The 17,824-nt window shown below is 43.4% G+C and carries 16 protein-coding genes; 5 read left to right on the forward strand and 11 right to left on the reverse strand.

The window, feature by feature from the left end:
- Positions 1 to 37 precede the first annotated feature (37 nt).
- The 3 genes from KI659_RS04340 to surE all read left to right on the forward strand — a co-directional run bounded on the left by KI659_RS04340 (position 38) and on the right by surE (position 2,798).
- Positions 38 to 1,273 (forward strand): bifunctional 3,4-dihydroxy-2-butanone-4-phosphate synthase/GTP cyclohydrolase II, encoded by a 1,236-nt coding sequence (locus tag KI659_RS04340; protein WP_213944098.1) that lies wholly within the window; start codon positions 38 to 40, stop codon positions 1,271 to 1,273.
- A 103-nt stretch (positions 1,274 to 1,376) separates the two neighbouring features.
- Positions 1,377 to 2,015: a hypothetical protein gene (locus tag KI659_RS04345; protein ID WP_213944099.1), complete on the forward strand. Its 639-nt coding sequence runs from the start codon at positions 1,377 to 1,379 to the stop codon at positions 2,013 to 2,015.
- Positions 2,016 to 2,798: a 5'/3'-nucleotidase SurE gene (surE, locus tag KI659_RS04350; protein ID WP_213944100.1), complete on the forward strand. Its 783-nt coding sequence runs from the start codon at positions 2,016 to 2,018 to the stop codon at positions 2,796 to 2,798.
- Between the two features lie 308 nt (positions 2,799 to 3,106).
- On the opposite strand, the gene KI659_RS04355 is transcribed toward surE, so the two are convergent.
- From KI659_RS04355 to KI659_RS04400, 10 genes are all read right to left on the reverse strand, one after another.
- Positions 3,107 to 3,967, reverse strand: a complete 861-nt coding sequence (locus KI659_RS04355; RefSeq protein WP_213944101.1) for a PhnD/SsuA/transferrin family substrate-binding protein — start codon at positions 3,965 to 3,967, stop codon at positions 3,107 to 3,109.
- A 13-nt stretch (positions 3,968 to 3,980) separates the two neighbouring features.
- Positions 3,981 to 4,532: a DUF4269 domain-containing protein gene (locus KI659_RS04360; protein WP_213944102.1), complete on the reverse strand. Its 552-nt coding sequence runs from the start codon at positions 4,530 to 4,532 to the stop codon at positions 3,981 to 3,983.
- A 3-nt stretch (positions 4,533 to 4,535) separates the two neighbouring features.
- Positions 4,536 to 5,111, reverse strand: a complete 576-nt coding sequence (locus tag KI659_RS04365; RefSeq protein ID WP_213944103.1) for a GNAT family N-acetyltransferase — start codon at positions 5,109 to 5,111, stop codon at positions 4,536 to 4,538.
- Between the two features lie 62 nt (positions 5,112 to 5,173).
- Positions 5,174 to 5,938 carry a creatininase family protein gene (locus KI659_RS04370; protein WP_213944104.1) on the reverse strand — a complete coding sequence of 255 codons (765 nt, stop codon included), beginning with the start codon at positions 5,936 to 5,938 and terminating at the stop codon, positions 5,174 to 5,176.
- Entirely contained in the window at positions 5,931 to 6,470 is a 540-nt protein-coding gene (locus tag KI659_RS04375; protein WP_213944105.1) for a GyrI-like domain-containing protein, read from the reverse strand. Before KI659_RS04375 ends, KI659_RS04370 begins: the two co-directional genes overlap by 8 nt.
- Positions 6,471 to 6,548: 78 nt before the next feature.
- Positions 6,549 to 7,085 (reverse strand): GyrI-like domain-containing protein, encoded by a 537-nt coding sequence (locus tag KI659_RS04380; protein WP_213944106.1) that lies wholly within the window; start codon positions 7,083 to 7,085, stop codon positions 6,549 to 6,551.
- A 112-nt stretch (positions 7,086 to 7,197) separates the two neighbouring features.
- Positions 7,198 to 7,725 (reverse strand): menaquinone-dependent protoporphyrinogen IX dehydrogenase, encoded by a 528-nt coding sequence (gene hemG / locus KI659_RS04385; RefSeq protein ID WP_213944107.1) that lies wholly within the window; start codon positions 7,723 to 7,725, stop codon positions 7,198 to 7,200.
- 110 nt (positions 7,726 to 7,835) lie between these two features.
- Positions 7,836 to 9,206, reverse strand: coding sequence for an MFS transporter (locus tag KI659_RS04390; protein WP_213944108.1), 1,371 nt, complete (start codon positions 9,204 to 9,206; stop codon positions 7,836 to 7,838).
- Positions 9,207 to 9,209: 3 nt separating this feature from the next.
- The gene (locus tag KI659_RS04395) at positions 9,210 to 10,583 is read right to left on the reverse strand and encodes an alpha-amylase family glycosyl hydrolase (protein WP_213944109.1); all 1,374 of its coding nucleotides are present in this window, start codon (positions 10,581 to 10,583) and stop codon (positions 9,210 to 9,212) included.
- Between the two features lie 40 nt (positions 10,584 to 10,623).
- The gene (locus tag KI659_RS04400) at positions 10,624 to 13,050 is read right to left on the reverse strand and encodes a glycoside hydrolase family 31 protein (RefSeq protein ID WP_213944110.1); all 2,427 of its coding nucleotides are present in this window, start codon (positions 13,048 to 13,050) and stop codon (positions 10,624 to 10,626) included.
- Positions 13,051 to 13,135: 85 nt separating this feature from the next.
- On the opposite strand from KI659_RS04400, the gene KI659_RS18650 reads away from it, so the two are divergent.
- On the forward strand, positions 13,136 to 13,267 hold the full coding sequence (locus KI659_RS18650) for a hypothetical protein (protein ID WP_262898486.1): 132 nt from the start codon (positions 13,136 to 13,138) through the stop codon (positions 13,265 to 13,267).
- 2 nt (positions 13,268 to 13,269) lie between these two features.
- On the opposite strand, the gene KI659_RS04405 is transcribed toward KI659_RS18650, so the two are convergent.
- On the reverse strand, positions 13,270 to 14,304 hold the full coding sequence (locus KI659_RS04405) for a LacI family DNA-binding transcriptional regulator (RefSeq protein ID WP_213944111.1): 1,035 nt from the start codon (positions 14,302 to 14,304) through the stop codon (positions 13,270 to 13,272).
- 528 nt (positions 14,305 to 14,832) lie between these two features.
- On the opposite strand from KI659_RS04405, the gene KI659_RS04410 reads away from it, so the two are divergent.
- Positions 14,833 to 17,778 carry a SusC/RagA family TonB-linked outer membrane protein gene (locus tag KI659_RS04410; protein ID WP_213944112.1) on the forward strand — a complete coding sequence of 982 codons (2,946 nt, stop codon included), beginning with the start codon at positions 14,833 to 14,835 and terminating at the stop codon, positions 17,776 to 17,778.
- The last annotated feature ends 46 nt before the right edge of the window (positions 17,779 to 17,824 follow it).

Consider the following 17,824-nt stretch of genomic DNA (forward strand, 5'->3'; position numbering starts at 1 on the left):
ATTTTTGCACTCGAATTTCGATCTTTCAAAAAATATTATGGCAGAAGAATTTAAGCTCAATACCATAGAAGAGGCAATTGAGGCAATCAAAAACGGGGAAATCATCATTGTGGTAGACGACGAGGATCGTGAAAATGAGGGTGATTTCATCTGTGCTGCAGAAAAAGTAACGCCTGAAATCATCAACTTTATGGCCACCCACGGCCGCGGACTTATCTGTGCATCCCTCCATGAGGACCGCTGCGATGAATTGGGTCTGGAATTGATGGTTGGGAAGAATACCGCAACTTACGAAACCCCTTTTACCATATCTGTTGATTTGATAGGTCATGGCTGTACTACGGGTATATCCGCAAGTGATAGAGCCAAAACCATCCAGGCTTTGGTTGATCCGGAGACCAAGCCGGAAGATCTAGGCAAGCCAGGCCACATTTTTCCCCTTAAGGCAAAAAGAGGAGGTGTATTGAGAAGAACTGGTCACACGGAGGCTGCTATGGATCTTGCCAGACTTGCGGGATTTGCTCCAGGGGGCGTTTTGGTAGAGATCATGAACGAAGACGGTACCATGGCCCGCCTGCCGGATCTTGTGGAAGTGGCCAAGAAATTCGATTTGAAACTGGTAACCATCAAGGACCTAATCGCCTACAGGCTGAAGCATGATACCTTGATCAAAAGAGAAATTGGCGTTGACCTCCCTACCGAATGGGGGAATTTTGACCTGATTGCTTTCAGACAAACCAACACTGACGAAATCCACCTTGCCCTTATCAAAGGGGAGTGGGAACAGGATGAGCCTGTAATGGTGCGTGTACACTCCAGCTGTATCACAGGCGACATATTTGGCTCATGCCGTTGCGACTGTGGATCCCAGCTTCATACTGCCATGGAAATGGTGGAAAAGGAGGGTAAAGGTGTCATTATTTATATGAATCAAGAGGGCAGAGGTATAGGCCTTATCAATAAATTGAAAGCCTACAAGCTTCAGGAGCAAGGAATGGATACCGTACAGGCCAATATTGCCCTGGGCTTCCCAACCGATAAAAGAGATTATGGGGTAGGAGCGCAAATCTTAAGAGATCTTGGCGTTTCCAAAATCAGGCTGATCTCCAACAATCCTACCAAGAGAGCCGGTTTGCTCGGCTATGGCTTGGAGATTGTTGATTCCCTGCCTTTGGAGGTGGTGCCCAATCCACATAACACCAGGTATTTAGAGACCAAACGCGATAAAATGGGACACACCATTTTGAAGAAAGAAATAGATAAAATCAAATAAAAACACGGCCCGGAACTCCGGGCTTTGTTTTGCCTATAAAATCGTATTTTCTCCTAACTATTCTGTGGTTTAATTCGTTATGTAGATATAAAAATCATCCAAAATGAAAAAATACTTTTATATCGTCTTACTCACCCTAATTAGCGTATCGTTCGTGCAGGCTCAGGAGTTTCCAAGCCAAATCTGGCACGAAGGCCGACTATTTTTGACTGATGGGGAAATCCTTGATGGCCCTATCAAGTACGATCTGGAAACCAATACGGTCCAGAGGAAAGGTAACACCATAGAGACCTTCAACGCAACTTCTTTGGAGTATTTTGAAATCTATGACGAATATTACGGCGGGATCAGGACTTTTTACAGTCTGCCTTATGCCATGAATCCCGATTATGAAGTTCCTGTTTTCTTTGAACTTCTGGTCGATGGAAATAACCTCACTCTTCTTTGCCGTGAGTTCATCACCGTGGACAACCGCATGGGTGGTATGGGCATGGGTGGAATGTACATGAACCCAATGTGGGGAGGCCCGATGATGGGGGTCAACAAACTTGCTTTCAACTTCTATTTTCTCCAGGATGGGAAAATCCAAAAGTACAGCCAGAAGAGAAAAGAGCTTTTGAATATTATGGATGACAAATCATCCGAAGTTAAACTTTTCATTAGGAAAAACAGGTTAAACCACGATCGTCGTGGTGACCTGCTCAGAATCACCTCATATTACAATAAATTAAAAGAATCTTAAATGTCAAGACCGCTTATTTTGGTCTCCAATGATGACGGTATCACGTCTAGGGGAATTCGTGTGCTAGTAAATGTAATGAAAAAACTTGGAGATGTAGTCGTGGTAGCCCCAGATAGCCCTCAATCCGGAATGGGGCACGCCATCACCATAGGAAACACCCTCCGACTCGTGGAGGAGGAGATTTTTGACGATGTATTGGCCTACAAATCCAGCGGTACCCCTGCGGATTGCGTAAAACTTGCCAAACACTACGTTTTAAAAGACAGGTCGCCAGATTTGATTGTCAGCGGTATCAACCACGGTAGCAATACTTCTATCAGTGTTTTGTATTCAGGTACCATGTCTGCTGCCATAGAAGGAGCAATTGAAGGGTATCCGTCTATTGGTTTTAGTCTTTGTGATTACAGCTCAAAAGCAGATTTTTCCCATGTGGAGGAAATCGTTTATAAAGTAGCCAAACAGGTTTTGGAACATGGCATGCCCAAAGGGGTTGCCTTAAACGTAAACTTCCCTCCAAAGAGAAATGAGCCTATCAAGGGCGTGAAACTCTGTAGACAGGCAAGGGCCAAATGGCAGGAAGAGTTTAAAGAAAGATATGATCCGAATGGTCAGAAGTATTTCTGGATGGCCGGTAACTTTGTGAACTTCGATAAAGGTGAAGACAATGATGAGTGGGCCATTGCCAACAACTATGCATCGATTGTTCCTTGTCAATTTGATATGACTGCCCATCATGCCATTACCCAGCTGAATGAGGATTGGGACTGGGAGGAAATGAAATGATTTGAAAGGTCAAAATCAGGGATTAAAAAAAGGACGGTTTGTAAGCCGTCCTTTTTTTATGCCTCCGCCTAAAATTCTCTCATTACCAGGCGGGGAAAAGGTTTACCTGAACCAGTCATAGACCAGTAATAAACCAATGTTAAACCAGTGTAAAAACAATCTGTGATTGGTTTAATATCAGTTAATTATAGGTTGTTGTAAGGGATTTAAATGGTTGATTACTATTGTTATGATCTAAATGTTCTGATTTGAGATGCCTGAATGCCTGGGGAAGCCATGCGTAAATTGAAGAATAAACTAAAATAGCGTTACGTCAATTTTACAAAATTCAAATCTACCAATTCCTCAACGGGCAGCTCTTGATCTATTAAGCCGAGCTCTTCCAGAATGGTCATGGTGTTGAGCAGGGTGATTTTTTCCATATTCGGATCGGTGGCCCAATTGAGGTCCTTTAGCCAAGATTTGATGTCCTCAAGTTTCAATTGGTAATGCTTGCTAAGGTCTTCGGCAAGGGTGTCCTCTTCCTTGAGACTGGCAGTAGTTTCGTAGAGTGCTTTTTGAAGTTGCTTGAGCTCCTCGGTGTGGTTTTCCAAAGCGTTGTGGCTTGCCACGATCACAAAGCAAGGCCAAGGGGTGGGAATGGATCCTATGCGTCTAAACTCGCCATTGTCTACAAATGGCTTGGTCGTGTATTTTTCCCAAAGGAAAGCTTGTGGCTGGTTGGTGGCAAAGCTATTTCTAGCCCCATTGAGATCTCCGATGATGTCAAATTTGAGATTTTCCAAAGCCCATCCTTTTTGCTTGGCCAATAGAAAAGCCATCAAGTGAGATCCTGAACCCAATCTGCTGATCAGAAAGGGGTGATTTTGTAGCTCCGCCAGATCAGTCACTTCACTTCCAGAGGGAACATGAATTCCCCAAGTAAGTGGACTTTTGACATGGTAGCCGATAGCCTGCGCTTTTAACTTTTCCACCTTGGCCTTGAGGTAGCTTTCCGTTAAAAGAATGGCAACATCTGTTTCGCCATTTTGAAGAGACTGAATCATGGCTCCTGAGCCTTTGGGCTCTTCTTTCCAGGTTAGGTTGAATTTAAAAGGCTTTTTTTCAATTAATTTTATCCAGGGAAAATTGAAATGTTCCGGCACACCGGTGATTGTAATGTTTTTCATCTAATCGGTTTTTTCAAAAGTCAAACTCATCCTCCCGCTTTTCCAGCGGATAATCCAACAATACCAAATAGGGATTTCCTTCCAACCCTAATAACTTGGTAAATGCGGGCTCTGTTTTCATCCCTTCTCTTTTAAGCTCAATAATCTTCTCCTTGAAATCATCATCAAACTTTTTAAGGATATGGTATTCGATGATCATGTGGCGGAAAGCCAGCTGTTTTTCCGTTGGCATGTCCTGCCCAAATACCTCAATAGGTAGGCCTTCCAGCTCAAAACGGCATACAATGGTAGGTTTGTTGTGCAAATCGGTTTTTTTGATGCTAAACCATTTTTCCCCGCCAAACTTGGATTGCAAATCCTTCCTGAAATCATCAGGATCCTTTATTTCACAGATAATATCCACATCGCTTTGGGGAACATCTATTCCTAAAGGAATAGTGCCGACCACTAGCGGATGATATTTTTCCAATTTTGCCATCAATTGGTATTTGGTAAGAAGTTCAAAAACCTGTTTCTGGCGTTGGTTTCCATGCTCAAGGTAATCGATGGTGGTAAAAGGGTACATAAGTCAACTGTTAATGCTTGGCCATTCGTCGGCTAATATTCCAAAAAAAATTGTGTCTCTTCGTCTTTCCTTTGTCATCAAGGTATGACTTCTCAATATTCCTTCTTCTTTGATCCCCATTTTCTGGAGAGCTTTGCGGGCAGGTTGGTTTAGTACATCAGTTTTAAACTCTACACGCACAAAGTTTACTTTACCAAATGCATAGCTGAGCATGGCTTTTTTCATGTCCGCATTGTAACCTTTTCCTCTGGCGGAAGGAGAAAGCCAAGTCCAGCCTATTTCCACCCGTTGGTCGCGAAGGCTGATGTTGCCAAAGCTGCTGGACCCCAGGATCTCGCCAGTTTGCTTATCCTCTACTGTAAAGGGAATTCGCTGCCGTGATTCTTTCAGCTTTAAACCTTCCAATAGCCACATCTCAAGCTCCCTTTCATCAGAAAGATCATGTGTGAAATATGTCCAGTCCGAGGTTTTGGTCAATTCTTCAAAGGCTTTCATATCCTCAAGCCTCATGGGTCGCAATCTGACCAATTCGCCTTCCAGGCAAAGGTTGAAATCCAGGTATTTTGGGTCACATTTCATGCTAAAAAGTTTTTAGGGTCTAAATTTTATAGCCTCAAAGGCGCTAAGAAAGCACTTATGGTTCATTCGTAAAGGTTTTTTGGGTCCGCATCTGCAATTTCCGTATAGAGCTGGGCAAGTTTGTCCGTGACATCTTGGAAAAAACGTGCGCCCTTTTCAGCAGATGCAGCTTTGGGGTTTCCCACTCCGGTGTCTTCAGAGATAAGGGGCCAATTTCTTTCTGTCCAAGCCCAACCTTCACGGAAGCCCTTGATCTTGTTCTTTTTTTCCTGGCCCTCACCGGCTTCATCGAGGGGCAGTACTAGCTCAGGCTTGAGATGCATGATCAAGCTGGTTTCCATTTCATCAGCATGATCACCGTCTTGGTCAAAATACTTGGATTTGTCCAAAGACCTGAACCAATTGGAAGTCGCCAGAAACATCTCAGGATATTTAAGGCCAAGCTCTCTGAGTGCGGTTTTAAAATCATTTCCTCCATGGCTGTTGACAATCAGCAGCTTTTTAAGCCCTTGCCTATTCAATACCTCGATGATATTGTCGAGGATGGCCATTTGCACGGAGGGGTTTAAATTGATGTCAAGATAAATGTCTTTTTGGCCGGTATTTACGCCAAAGGGAATGGTGGGCAGGACGGTCACTTTTGTGCCGTTTTCCCAAGCTTTTCTGGCAGCTTCAGCGGCCAGGTATTCTGATTCGTAATTGTCTGTTGCGTAGGGGAGGTGATAATTGTGTGCTTCAGTTGCGCCCCAGGGTAGGACGGCTAGGTCAAAGCGAAAAGTCTGGAGGTCTTTCCAGTGGCTTTCTGCCAAAATATAGGGTCTACTCATGTGCTTCTATGCTAACTTCAATATGCTCTGGTAATTTTTCCAAACTGTCCAATTTGCCCTCAATGCCGATGTAAATATCCATCTCGGCATTTCTCCAATCCTGGATTTCACTGCTGTAAACTTCAAAATCGGTGCTGTACTTTCTGTCAATGTCTGATTCCCAAATCTCTTTCCAGGCCGCGGAATGGCATTCGGGAATTTTTTCATGGGAGCGAACTTTTAAATACGGCCCGTGGTCCATCTCAAATGTCTGCATCCCTTCTGGGATCTCATCGACATGTGTCACCTGACAGCCTACCAGAAACTCAAATGGCTTAGTACTGTCTCCCTCAAAATTAAAATAAGCGGCAATGATGTTATCATTAACTTTATTGGGTATTGCTTCGGAGTAACCACCCGTGACAAATTTTTTCCAAATCTCATCGCAATTTTCAAAAAAGTCAGAATCTACATCATGACTGACACATTTAGTAGCTAGCCCGATAACCGGAAAACTTTTGATATTTACTATTTTAAGTTTAAGTTTTTTCATAAGAGCACCCTTATACAGGCTTATAAGTTAAGAATATTTCTATATAGACAAAAACCACATGTATAAATGAGGATTGTCTTAGGGGTTGGTAATGTTGTTTTGAATATATTCGGGTAGCTCTTCAAGTTGGGAAGCACTCAATGAAATTCCAATAAACACATCCATATTAGCACTTCGCCACCTTTGGATGTCTGCATCATATACCTCAAAATCTGTTTTATAAGTTCTTGCCATATGGGAAGACCAGATCTTTTTCCAGGTGTCGGTGTGGCATTCCGGGACCTTGTCAAATGTGGTAACCTTCAAGTAAGTACCTCCTTTTATAGTCACGCAATCCATTCCCTCCGGTACTTCGGCGTCTGGAGCTACCTTGGACCCTACTAGGTAACGGGCCTGGGAGCCGGTCATCTCCGGATAATCGTAATACACTGCATACACTTTGCTATCGATTTTGTCTGGAATGTTTTCAGAAACCCTTTCCAATATGAATTTTCGCCAGACCTTACCGCAAGTATCCTCAAAAACCAGCTCATTGAATTCACAACTATTCTCAGATGTGATGCCTATAACTTTAAAAGACTCAACGTTAATAATTCTGAGGTTGTGATTTTCCATGATCTTATTTAGTGTTAGTGGTTCGTAAATCTTATATAGCAGTAATGTGCATATATCATTCCTAAATATTCATATTTAACTATTTCAAAAAAGGAAAAGTTAAATTTTTTTTCTACAATTTGGAGAAATCCCTGGAAAACGCCTCCACTTTTTGCCAATTGGTAAATTCCATGGCGATGGGAGGGAAGAGGGGCCCATCGGTGAAAAACATGATCATTCTTATGAGCCACTTATCCCAAAAGCTATATTTAGCATAGTCCAATTTACCTGCAAAGACGCCAACCATATCAGGTTTCCAATCCGTATTCTCGAAAAATTTCTTCACATAAGGATTGGTATCGGCCTCAGCTTTGTTTTCCTTCCGCGCTACAAGATTTACAGATAAAAATGCCGTTTTAAGCCGATTTAACTCCGTCAAATTTTCGTCAATAAAAGAGATAAGTTCTGCATTGTGTTTTCCATAGCGGATGCTGGAAGCCATAATTATTTTATCGAAAGCTTTAATCGAGGGCGGGGGATCTTGGATAGTCAAAATTTCTACCAGGTGTCCAGCCTCTTCCAGTTGCCCCCTTATTTTGCCGCAGATGTCTGCTGTCTGACCATCTACACTTGCATAAAGAATCAGGGTTTTATTAGGCATAAGTAGCTGTAAAAATGAATTGGTGATTAAACTTAATGAAAATAGCCGCAAAGGCTTTACCCTTACGGCTATTTTTATACCAAATCAATTTAATGATGAATTAACTGTTACTATTCATCCACGATTACTACATCATCTTTATCCTCTACGAACATTACGCAAACAGCTGCAATAAAGAGGATGATGCCAGCCGAAAGGATAGCATAGATGGCTTGGCCGCCATATAAATATTTGACGATATAGCCACCAAAGAAACCGTTGACGATCTGAGGGGCGGTGATGAAGAAATTGAAAATCCCCATGTAAACGCCCATTTTGCGCAAAGGAATGGATCCTGCCAATATTGCATACGGCATGGCCAATATACTTGCCCAGGCGATTCCCACGCCAATCATGGAAATGTTGAGCATCCAAGCTTGTGATGGGTCGGTGATCAACATGATGGAAGCCAGGCCGATTCCTCCCGCTGTCAAACAAATTGCATGTGTCCATTTCCTGCCCACCTTGGCCGCAATGACCGGAAGAGCTAGGGCGAAAAGGGCTGACACAAGATTGTAAACGCCAAAAATCACCCCTACATAATTTCCCGCTTCATTGAAAGCCAGCGAGCTCCGGTCCTCGGGTGCCAATCCCCAAACGTGCTGGGCCAAAGCGGGCGTGGTAAATACCCACATCGAAAATAGGGCAAACCAGGAGAAAAACTGTACCAAGCCTAGCTGGCGCATAGTTTCCGGCATTTTCCAAAAGTCGGTGAAAATGTCCATGATGCCCTTAGATTCCTCCTTGGGCTTCTCTTTGTTATGCCCGTCTATGGCCGCCTGTTCATCAGGAGAATATTCTGTAGTTCGCAGTACGGTCCAAAGTATGGAGCCTACCAGGATCATGGCACCAATGAAGAATGCCATGATCACGTTGAGAGGAATAATGCCTTCATCGGCGGTGGTTGCTACACCAAACCAATTGGTCAAAACATAAGGCATCCAAGAGCCCAAAACAGCTCCTAGGCCTATCAATAACGTTTGCACGGAAAAACCCAAAGTTCGCTGATCAGTCGGGAGTTTGTCCGCAACCAAAGCCCTGAAAGGCTCCATGGCCACATTGAAGGAGGCGTCCATGATCATCAAGAAACCAGCCCCCACCCAGAGAGCGGGAAGATAAGCCACGAAAAGTGAGGCGTTGGGCATCAATATCAATCCAATGGCTGCCAGGATGGCCCCGACCAGAAAATAAGGCCTTCTCCGGCCTAATCTGGTCCAGGTTCTATCGCTATAATAGCCGATGATGGGCTGCACGATCATCCCGGTAATGGGGGCCACCAACCAAAATAGAGACAGGTGCTCCACATCGGCTCCGAAAGTCTGAAGGATCCTGCTGGCGTTGGCATTCTGCAAGGCAAAGCCCATTTGTATCCCAAGAAACCCAAAACTCATGTTCCAGATCTGCCAGAAGCTTAGTTTTTTCTTTTCCACAAGTGTAGCCATGGCTTAGTTAGTCAAAACTCTATACCCCCAAGGCTGCATTTTTATCGAGGAACCAATCTCCGAGGCACCTGGGCTGAAATAGTCTTTCAGTCCTTCTTTGTTGTCGGTAAACTCATAGGTCCTTTCCCTAACCGAAAGGTTAACAATAGTGATCACCCTGTTACGGTCCTTTTTCCTTTCAAAGGCATAGATCCCCTCCGATTTGGAATTGGGAAGTCTCTTGAAGCTGCCACCATGCTCTCCATTCCAAAGGGCTTTGTTTTGGTGTTTCAAAGCATTCAGTTGGGTATAAAAATCGGCCTTTTCGTAATCACCCCAATCGATTGGGTCTCTTTCAAAAAACTCAAGGCGCTGGGTGATATTGGCCTCTTGTCCGGAGTAAATAAGCGGCATACCCGGGATGGTGTGGATCAACACTGCCATGGCTTCATGGGCTGGACCCAAAAGTGAATCAATGGTGCCTTTCCAAGTATTTTCGTCATGATTGGTCAAGAAATTCATTATAAAAGCCCCTTCAGGCAAACCTTCAACGCCTTCCAATACTGACCCATGCAAAGTGTCATTGTTTTTCTCTCTGTCTCCAGCCAAATCTACCAGCGTGTGAAAGACATTCCAAGCGTATGTCATATCGAAAGCCTCATAGAGCTCTACTTTTTCACCTTCCGCTAGCATGAATACAGGCTTGATTTCATCCAGACTTTTCCGGGTGTTGTTCCAGAATTCCATAGGAACCAATTCGGCCACATCACATCTGAAGCCATCGATATCATGTTCCTTTACCCAATACACCATGGCATCTTCCATGGCAGTATGAACCTCTGGATTATTATAATCCAAATCGATCACATCCTCCCAATCGGTATTGGCTGGAGGCATGAAATTGTCATTCTCATCCTTGGAGTAGTATTCCGGATTGCTTTTAGTCCAAGGGTGGTCCCAAGCGGTGTGATTGGCCACCCAATCAATGATTATATACATATCATTGTCATGGATGGTTTTTACAAGTCTGTCAAAGTCTTCTTTGGTCCCAAACTCTGCATTTACGCTCTTGTAATCTTTGATGGCATAATAGCTGCCGAGGGAGCCTTTTCTGTTCTTTTCCCCGATATCATGAATAGGCATAAACCATAGGATGTCCACGCCCATTTCCTTTAATCTTGGAACCTCCTTTTCAAAAGCAGCAAAGGTACCCTCTTGGGTATACTGGCGAAGATTGACTTCATAGATGTTTTTGTCCTTTACCCAATCAGGAGCCTGGGAAAAGTTACTCGTTTCCTGAGCTGTATCCGGGGGGCTTGTTTCTGGAGCCGGCTTGCAGCTCATAGTAAAGCCAATCAAGATCAACAGCAGGTAATTCTTAATAAAATTCGTAGTCATTCTGGGTTGAGTATAAGGTATTGAAACTAATTCTGGGTGTTTAATGCAATTCGATTTCCACCGCATCCGTAGTATTTTCTATTTCAAAGGTAAAGACATTTTTCACCTCATGGAAGGGATGCAAATGCTCCGGCAAGGGATCAAACTCGGTAAGTTTTTCAAGGAAAGCGAGATTCTCTTTCTTTAAATTACTTTCTGAATCCCCGATTTGTATGGATTTGGCATTAAAGCCGTGAAAATGCAGTTTGTATGTATTATAAGTAGACGGATGAGCTCCTTCCTGGCTGGAAATGGTGACCGAACCGGAATCCGAATCCAGAGTTATAGTCTTTTTGCAGAAATCACCGTCCTTGTGGCCGTTTGAAATCCCGTCATCTTCATAATGGACATATTTAGATTTACCTTTTCCTTTGTAAAAATGAAGGTTCAACACGCCGTCGTGATCTTCCCCGGTATGGTACGTTTCCGATTGCAGGGCTATAATACTGCCTCCTTTAACAAAAACAGGAAGGTAATTCAAAGGTGACTCCACAAAAACTGGATTGCCGCCCTTATGGTGTTGGTCATTAAAGAAATAATACCAGTCACCTTTTGGGAGGTAAACTTTGGCAATATCGCGGGTGCTTTTCACTGGAGCTACCAAGAAAGCATCACAGAAAATGTATTGGTCCTGGTATTTGGAGTCAAACACATTCATATCCTGGCTGTATTGTATGGCCAGACTTTCCGTCAAAGGTAAACCTGTCTGCGTGCTGCTGTAAAAGGCGCTATAAATAGTAGGAAGTAACTTGTACCTCAGCTTGATATAATTCCTTGAAATTTCTTCCACTTCTTCACCAAAAGCCCAAGGCTCAGCGTCGTTACTGTTTATCATACTGTGGGCGCGGAAAAGAGGGGCAAAGGTGGCGATACTCATCCACCGTGCATAAAGGCTCGGTGCAGCATCACCGGCAAATCCGCCAATATCATAACCTGAAAATGGTATGCCGCTGATCCCCATGCTGTTCAGTAACCTGACTCCAGCTAGCATATGGTCTTCAGAGGCCACATTGTCCCCGGTCCAAGCTGCTGCATAGCGTTGAATTCCGGAAAATCCGGCTCTTGTAAGTACAAAAGGACGGGCATCGGGGCTGATTTTTTCTGCGCCTTCTTTTACGCTTCTGGCCATCTGCATGCCGTAAATGTTTCGGGCTTTTCGGTGGCTCACCTTTTGGCCTTCAAAATCGAAATCAATTAAATTGGGAGTACATTGGCCCCATGTGGCCGGTTCATTCATGTCCGTCCAAAACCCGTCTACACCTGCTTCAGTGTAAAATTTCATTTTCCCTGCCCACCAGTCCCGGGTTTCAGGGTTGGTGTAATCAGGGAAAGCACACCAGCCGGGCCAAACCTGGCCTTCATAGATACTGTCATCCGGGTATTTGAGGAAGAGGTCTTTTTCTTTGCCATCTACATAAGGCTCATAGTCTTCTTCCGTTCGGATTCCTGGATCCATGATCACCACCACTTTAAACCCTCTATCTTTTAGCGTTTGGATCATGGCTTTTGGATCAGGGAATTTTTCTCCGTCAAAAGTAAAGACCTTGTATTTCTCCATATGATGGATATCAAGATAAATAACATCTGCGGGTACCTTTTTATCTCTAAATGACTGTGAAAGCGTCAATACCTCACTGTCAGGGTAGTAGGAATAGCGGCACTGCTGATATCCCAAAGCCCATTTTGGAGGCAGTTGCATCCGGCCAGTCAGATCGGAATAGGCACTGATGATCCCCTTGACCTCCGCATCATGGAAGAAATAATAATCCATTTCTCCATCCTCTGCAGAATAGTATGCAAAGCGGTTGTTGGAGGCGCCAAAGTTGAATACAGTTTTGTGGGTGTTGTCGAAGAATATGCCATAACTGCCCTTGTCATGGATGCCCACATAAAATGGGATGGACATATACAAGGGATCATCATCGGTACCATAGGCAAAATAATCTGTGTTCCAGTTGGTATAGGCGTTTCCGCTCCTATCCAAGTTGCCTGTCTTTTCACCCAGTCCGATAAACCGCTCGTTTTCTTGCAGTTTTTTATAGTTGGTGACCTCAGTGCCTAGCCAAGAGACGGAAAAAGCCTGGTCATCTTGGTTTATGATATTGCCCTTTTGGTCTTTAAAGATGATAGCGAAGGGTGTTTTATTGATTTCTATATTGATGTAGTCAGTCTGCAACAGCAAAAAGCTTCCTCCATCACTCACTTCAAAACCCTCCGACACCGGGGCTTTCACCACCGAGTAGGGGTTGGGGTTGAATTCATCCGAGCGGCTCACCTGTACCCTGACCGTTTTGGGTCCATATACGGAGAGGTTGAAAACCCCATTTTCGGTGGTGCCCTCAAGACCAAATGGGGTAGGGGACCATGAGTTGATGGCTCCAGCATGAAGGTTGCGGGAAGTAGATGTTGATTGGACTTTTTGGGTCATATTGGGCGTAAATTTTTGTCTTGAATCCAAACCTGGCCGAAAAATAAGAAGGTTTGTTTTGGGCTAATTTAGAAAGTATAATCAAATGAAAAAACCAGCCCAAGAACCAGATATGACAAAAGAAAGCCTTGCAAAGTCAAACTTTGACGTAAAAAATGATTACAAAACAATTTCAATCGTTTGCACTAAAAAATCAAATTTTGTTATAAAAAATTAATTTTAATCCTTTTTGAGGGAGGATCCTCTCACCAAAAGCTCCGTTTCCAGGATTTCGGTGATGGGCTCAAAGGGGTCTTCCTCCTTTTTGTTGATCATCTTTAGAAGCAACTGCGTGGCTCTTTCCCCAATCTTGAAACCTGGCTGGGATACGGTAGTGATGGGTGGGTCAACCATGGATGAAAACTGCCAGTTGCTAAACCCAACTATGCCCACATCCTGCGGAACTCTTAATCCGAGACTTTTTACAGCCCTCATTGCACCGGCCGCCGCAATATCGTTGGCTGCAAAGACGGCATCAGGCCTCACGTCTGATTCTTGGAAAACTTTTGTGATGATCCCGAAACTCTCCTCCTCAGTGCCTATAGGACAAGATTCCACCATAGTTGGGTCGAATTCACGGTTAGATTCTTTAAGGGCATCTTTATAGCCATCCAGACGGTGGGTACTGATAAGCAGGTTTTTTGGTCCTGCCAGATGGAAGATTTTTTGGTATCCCTGGTCAATGAGATGTTTGACGGCCTCCTTTGCTCCGGAATAATCGTCAACGGTTACGTTAACGGTATTGGGAAGTTCTGGAACCCTGTCAAAAAACACAATGGGGAAATTATGGTCAATGAGCTTTTGAAAATGGCTAAAGTCCGTGGTTTCTTTGGAGTAGCTAATCAATAGCCCATCTATCTGGTTACTTATTATTGTATCCACACTGGACATTTCCCTGGAAAGGCTTTCGTTGGTCTGACACAGGATTACATTATAGCCATTTGCAAAAGCTATTTCCTCAATACCGCTGATTACAGTGGAGAAAAAGAAGTGAACCACCTCCGGAATGATCACCCCAATAGTAAAAGATTTGCTTTTCCTAAGACTCAATGCCACTGCATTGGGACGGTAATTCAGCTTTTCCGCCAACTCCTTCACTTTCCGCTTGGTTTCCTTGCTGATACCGGGGTAATCCTTCAATGCCCGGGACACGGTGGAGGAGGAGACATTTAAAGCTTTGGCTATATCTTTTATGGTTGCTTGACCAAGTTTCATGGTATTCCTTTTTTCTGATTCAGAATTGGTAAAGAAAGCTTATTTTGATGATTATTCATAAAAACAAGCTAATTAATTTAAAGTTTGCAAAATGATGAAGCGCTCTTGATTATTTTGCAACGGTACGGCTATAATTTTAAATTATTCGCATTTTTAATAGTCTGAACGTCAAATAATTGAATTTTTTTAAGATATATTGATTTATTCAGAGGTTTGAATTAGGCTCTTTGTCACACATCCATTTTTAACAATTTAACAATCATAGACACCTTTTTGCATAATGTACTAAAAAATATTTTTTCTATGCAAACGATTGCGGTTTCGTTTGCAATAAAAAATGCAGGAAATACCCCTGCAACCTCCTTGGTAGGGAATTATTTTTTGGTTAATATTTCCTAAAATATGCACAGGGACTAGGAACGATATCATTTTCCAATCGCTTCAAACCTCTTCGGAGAATGCATGGAATTGGAATATTTTAAGAATTTTAACCTTGTACTAATTAAATAAATCCAAAATAAAACAGTTATGCGAAAAGTTTTTACCGTCTTTAAAATCACGGTCGTATTACTGTCCTTTATTTGTTGTCAGGAATTGATGGCACAGGAAAGGACAGTGACAGGTAAGGTGACAGATCTCAACTCAGGTGAGGAATTACCTTTTGTCAATGTTAGCATCAAGGGTACCACGCGGGGTACCACTACCGACATCGATGGTAACTATTCAATAGGCGTCCAATCCAATGAGGAGATCTTGGTTTACTCCTTTATAGGGTACACAGCCAGAGAAGTGGTAGCTGGAAACCAGTCTGTGATTGATGTGCAGCTGGAGGGTGACACCAAGCAGCTAGATGAAGTAGTTGTAATCGGTTACGGTACGCAAAGAAAAGCTGACCTTACGGGTTCGGTTGGCTCGGTGACCAGGGGCGACTTCAACGTCGGTCAGGTAACCAATCCCGAGCAGCTGATCACCGGTAAGATCGCTGGGGTGAACATCACCCCAAACAGTGGTCAGCCAGGTGCAGGTGCCAGAATCAGAATCCGTGGGGGTTCCTCTTTGAATGCATCAAATGACCCTTTGATTGTAATCGATGGGGTGCCTTTGGATAACTCCTCCATAGCAGGCTCTGCCAACCCGCTTAACTTTTTGAACCCAAATGATATCGAGACTTTTGATATCTTGAAAGATGCCTCTGCAACGGCAATCTACGGTTCTCGAGCTTCTAACGGTGTGATCTTGATTACTACTCGTAAAGGTAAAAGAGGTCAAGACCTGAGTGTTAATGTCAGCAGCTTAATGTCGGTGTCTGAGGTTACCAACACTGTCGATGTGCTAAACCCGGATCAATTCAGGCAAATAGCGTCGGAGCAGGCTTCTCCAGCACAACAAGCCCTGATGGGTGATGCCAATACCAACTGGCAGGATGCCATTTACAGAGATGCCATCTCTTTCGACAACAATGCAAGTATTTCAGGATCCATTAATGACATCCCTTATAGAGTGTCAGTGGGTTACTTGGATCAAAACGGGGTGTTAAGAACAGACCATATGAACAGAACTACGGCTGGCCTTTCCTTGACTCCAAGCCTTTTGGATGATCAGTTGAAAATCAATTTCAATATACGTGGAGCTTTGACTAGAAGCCGTTTTGCTGACCAAGGAGCCATTGGCGCAGCAGCGGTTTTTGACCCTACTCAGCCGATCCGTGACCCAGAAGGGTTAGGTGGATTTTGGGAATGGAGAAATCCTGACGGAAGCCCTCAGCTTTTGTCACCAAGAAACCCAGTGGGTCTTCTTGAGCAAAGAGACAATAGAAGTGAAGTGAGAAGAAGTATTGGTAACCTTCAATTGGATTACTCGCTTCCATTTGTGGAAGGCTTGAGAGCTAATTTGAACTTGGGTTATGATATCAGCCGTGGTGAAGGTACAGATATTATTCCTTCCACTGCTGCAGCAGGATTCAACCAGGGAGGATCAATTTCTCCATACGCACAAAATAACAGAAACCTATTGGCTGATTTCTATTTGAATTATGTCAGGGATTTTGGAAATGCGGGAAGACTTGATGTGACGGGTGGTTACTCTTGGCAAGATTTCTTGTTTGAATACCCACAATTCCCTACGGTGAACGAAGAAGGGGTAGAGCTCACCCCTGCAGGTATCGAAACAAGGCCACAATATAGATTGATCTCTTTCTTTGGAAGAGCAAACTACAACTTGATGGATAAATACTTGTTGACCGCTACAATCCGAACTGACGGTTCTTCAAGATTTAGTCCTGAAAATAGATGGGGTGTATTCCCTTCTCTTGCAGCAGCATGGAGAATCAGTGAAGAAGGATTCTTGGCCGATAACAATACACTGACAGATTTTAAATTGAGATTGGGTTGGGGGATGACAGGTCAGCAGGATATTGGATCGTTTTTCCCTTATCTACCAAGATATACCGTATCTGACAACGCTGCCAGATATAGATTCGGCAACACTTTCTACAATACGTTGAGACCAGAAGGATACGATAGAAATATCAAGTGGGAAGAGACGGTGACTTGGAATGCAGGGGTTGATTATGAATTCCTGAACGGAAAAGTATTCGGTACCTTGGACTACTATTATAAGAGAACAAATGACCTTCTTGCTGTAATACCGGTTCCTGCAGGTACTAACCTGACCAACCAGCTTTTTACCAACGTAGGTAATATTGAAAACTACGGTGTGGAGGCAGCTATCAATTACAACATCATCAGAACTAATCAGCTAGACTGGACTATAGGAGCAAACTTTACCTATAACCGAAACAACATCCTAAGCCTTAGCAATGTAGCCGAGGATGCAGTTGGTATCTTGGTGGGTGAAATTTCCGGTGGAACTGGTAACACTATCCAAGTTCATACTGTTGGCTTCCAGCCTAATTCTTTCTATGTATGGCAACAGGTATATAACCAAGACGGCAGACCATTGGAGAATGTGTATGTGGACAGAAACGGTGACGGTGTTGTCAATGAGCAGGATCTTTACAGAAGAGGATTCCCTGATCCACAATACTTCTTTGGCTTTAACTCGCAATTGCGTTACAACAACTGGGATTTCAGCTTCGTGTTGAGAGGCAATACAGGTAACATGGCTTACAACAACATCAGAGCTGCCAACGGAGCTTATCAAGGGCTTAGATTCCCAGGTTATTTGAACAACATCACTTCGGATATCCTTCAAACTGGTTTCCAGGATTACAGGTTGAGATCTGATTACTATTTGGAAGATGCCACTTTTGTAAGAATGGAGAACATCAGCTTGGGATATAACTTCGGTAATATTTTCAACTCCAATATTAATTTAAGAGCAAACGCAACGGTTCAGAATGCTTTCTTGATTACCAACTATTCAGGTATCGATCCTGAAATCCCAGGTGGTATAGATAACAACTTCTATCCGTTCCCAAGAATTTATTCCTTTGGTGTAAACTTTGGATTTTAATGGACTCAACCAATGAAAGGGTCTGACTCTTTGATTGTTAAAAATA

Source organism: Litoribacter ruber, from assembly GCF_018449405.1.
Lineage (GTDB): Bacteria > Bacteroidota > Bacteroidia > Cytophagales > Cyclobacteriaceae > Litoribacter > Litoribacter ruber.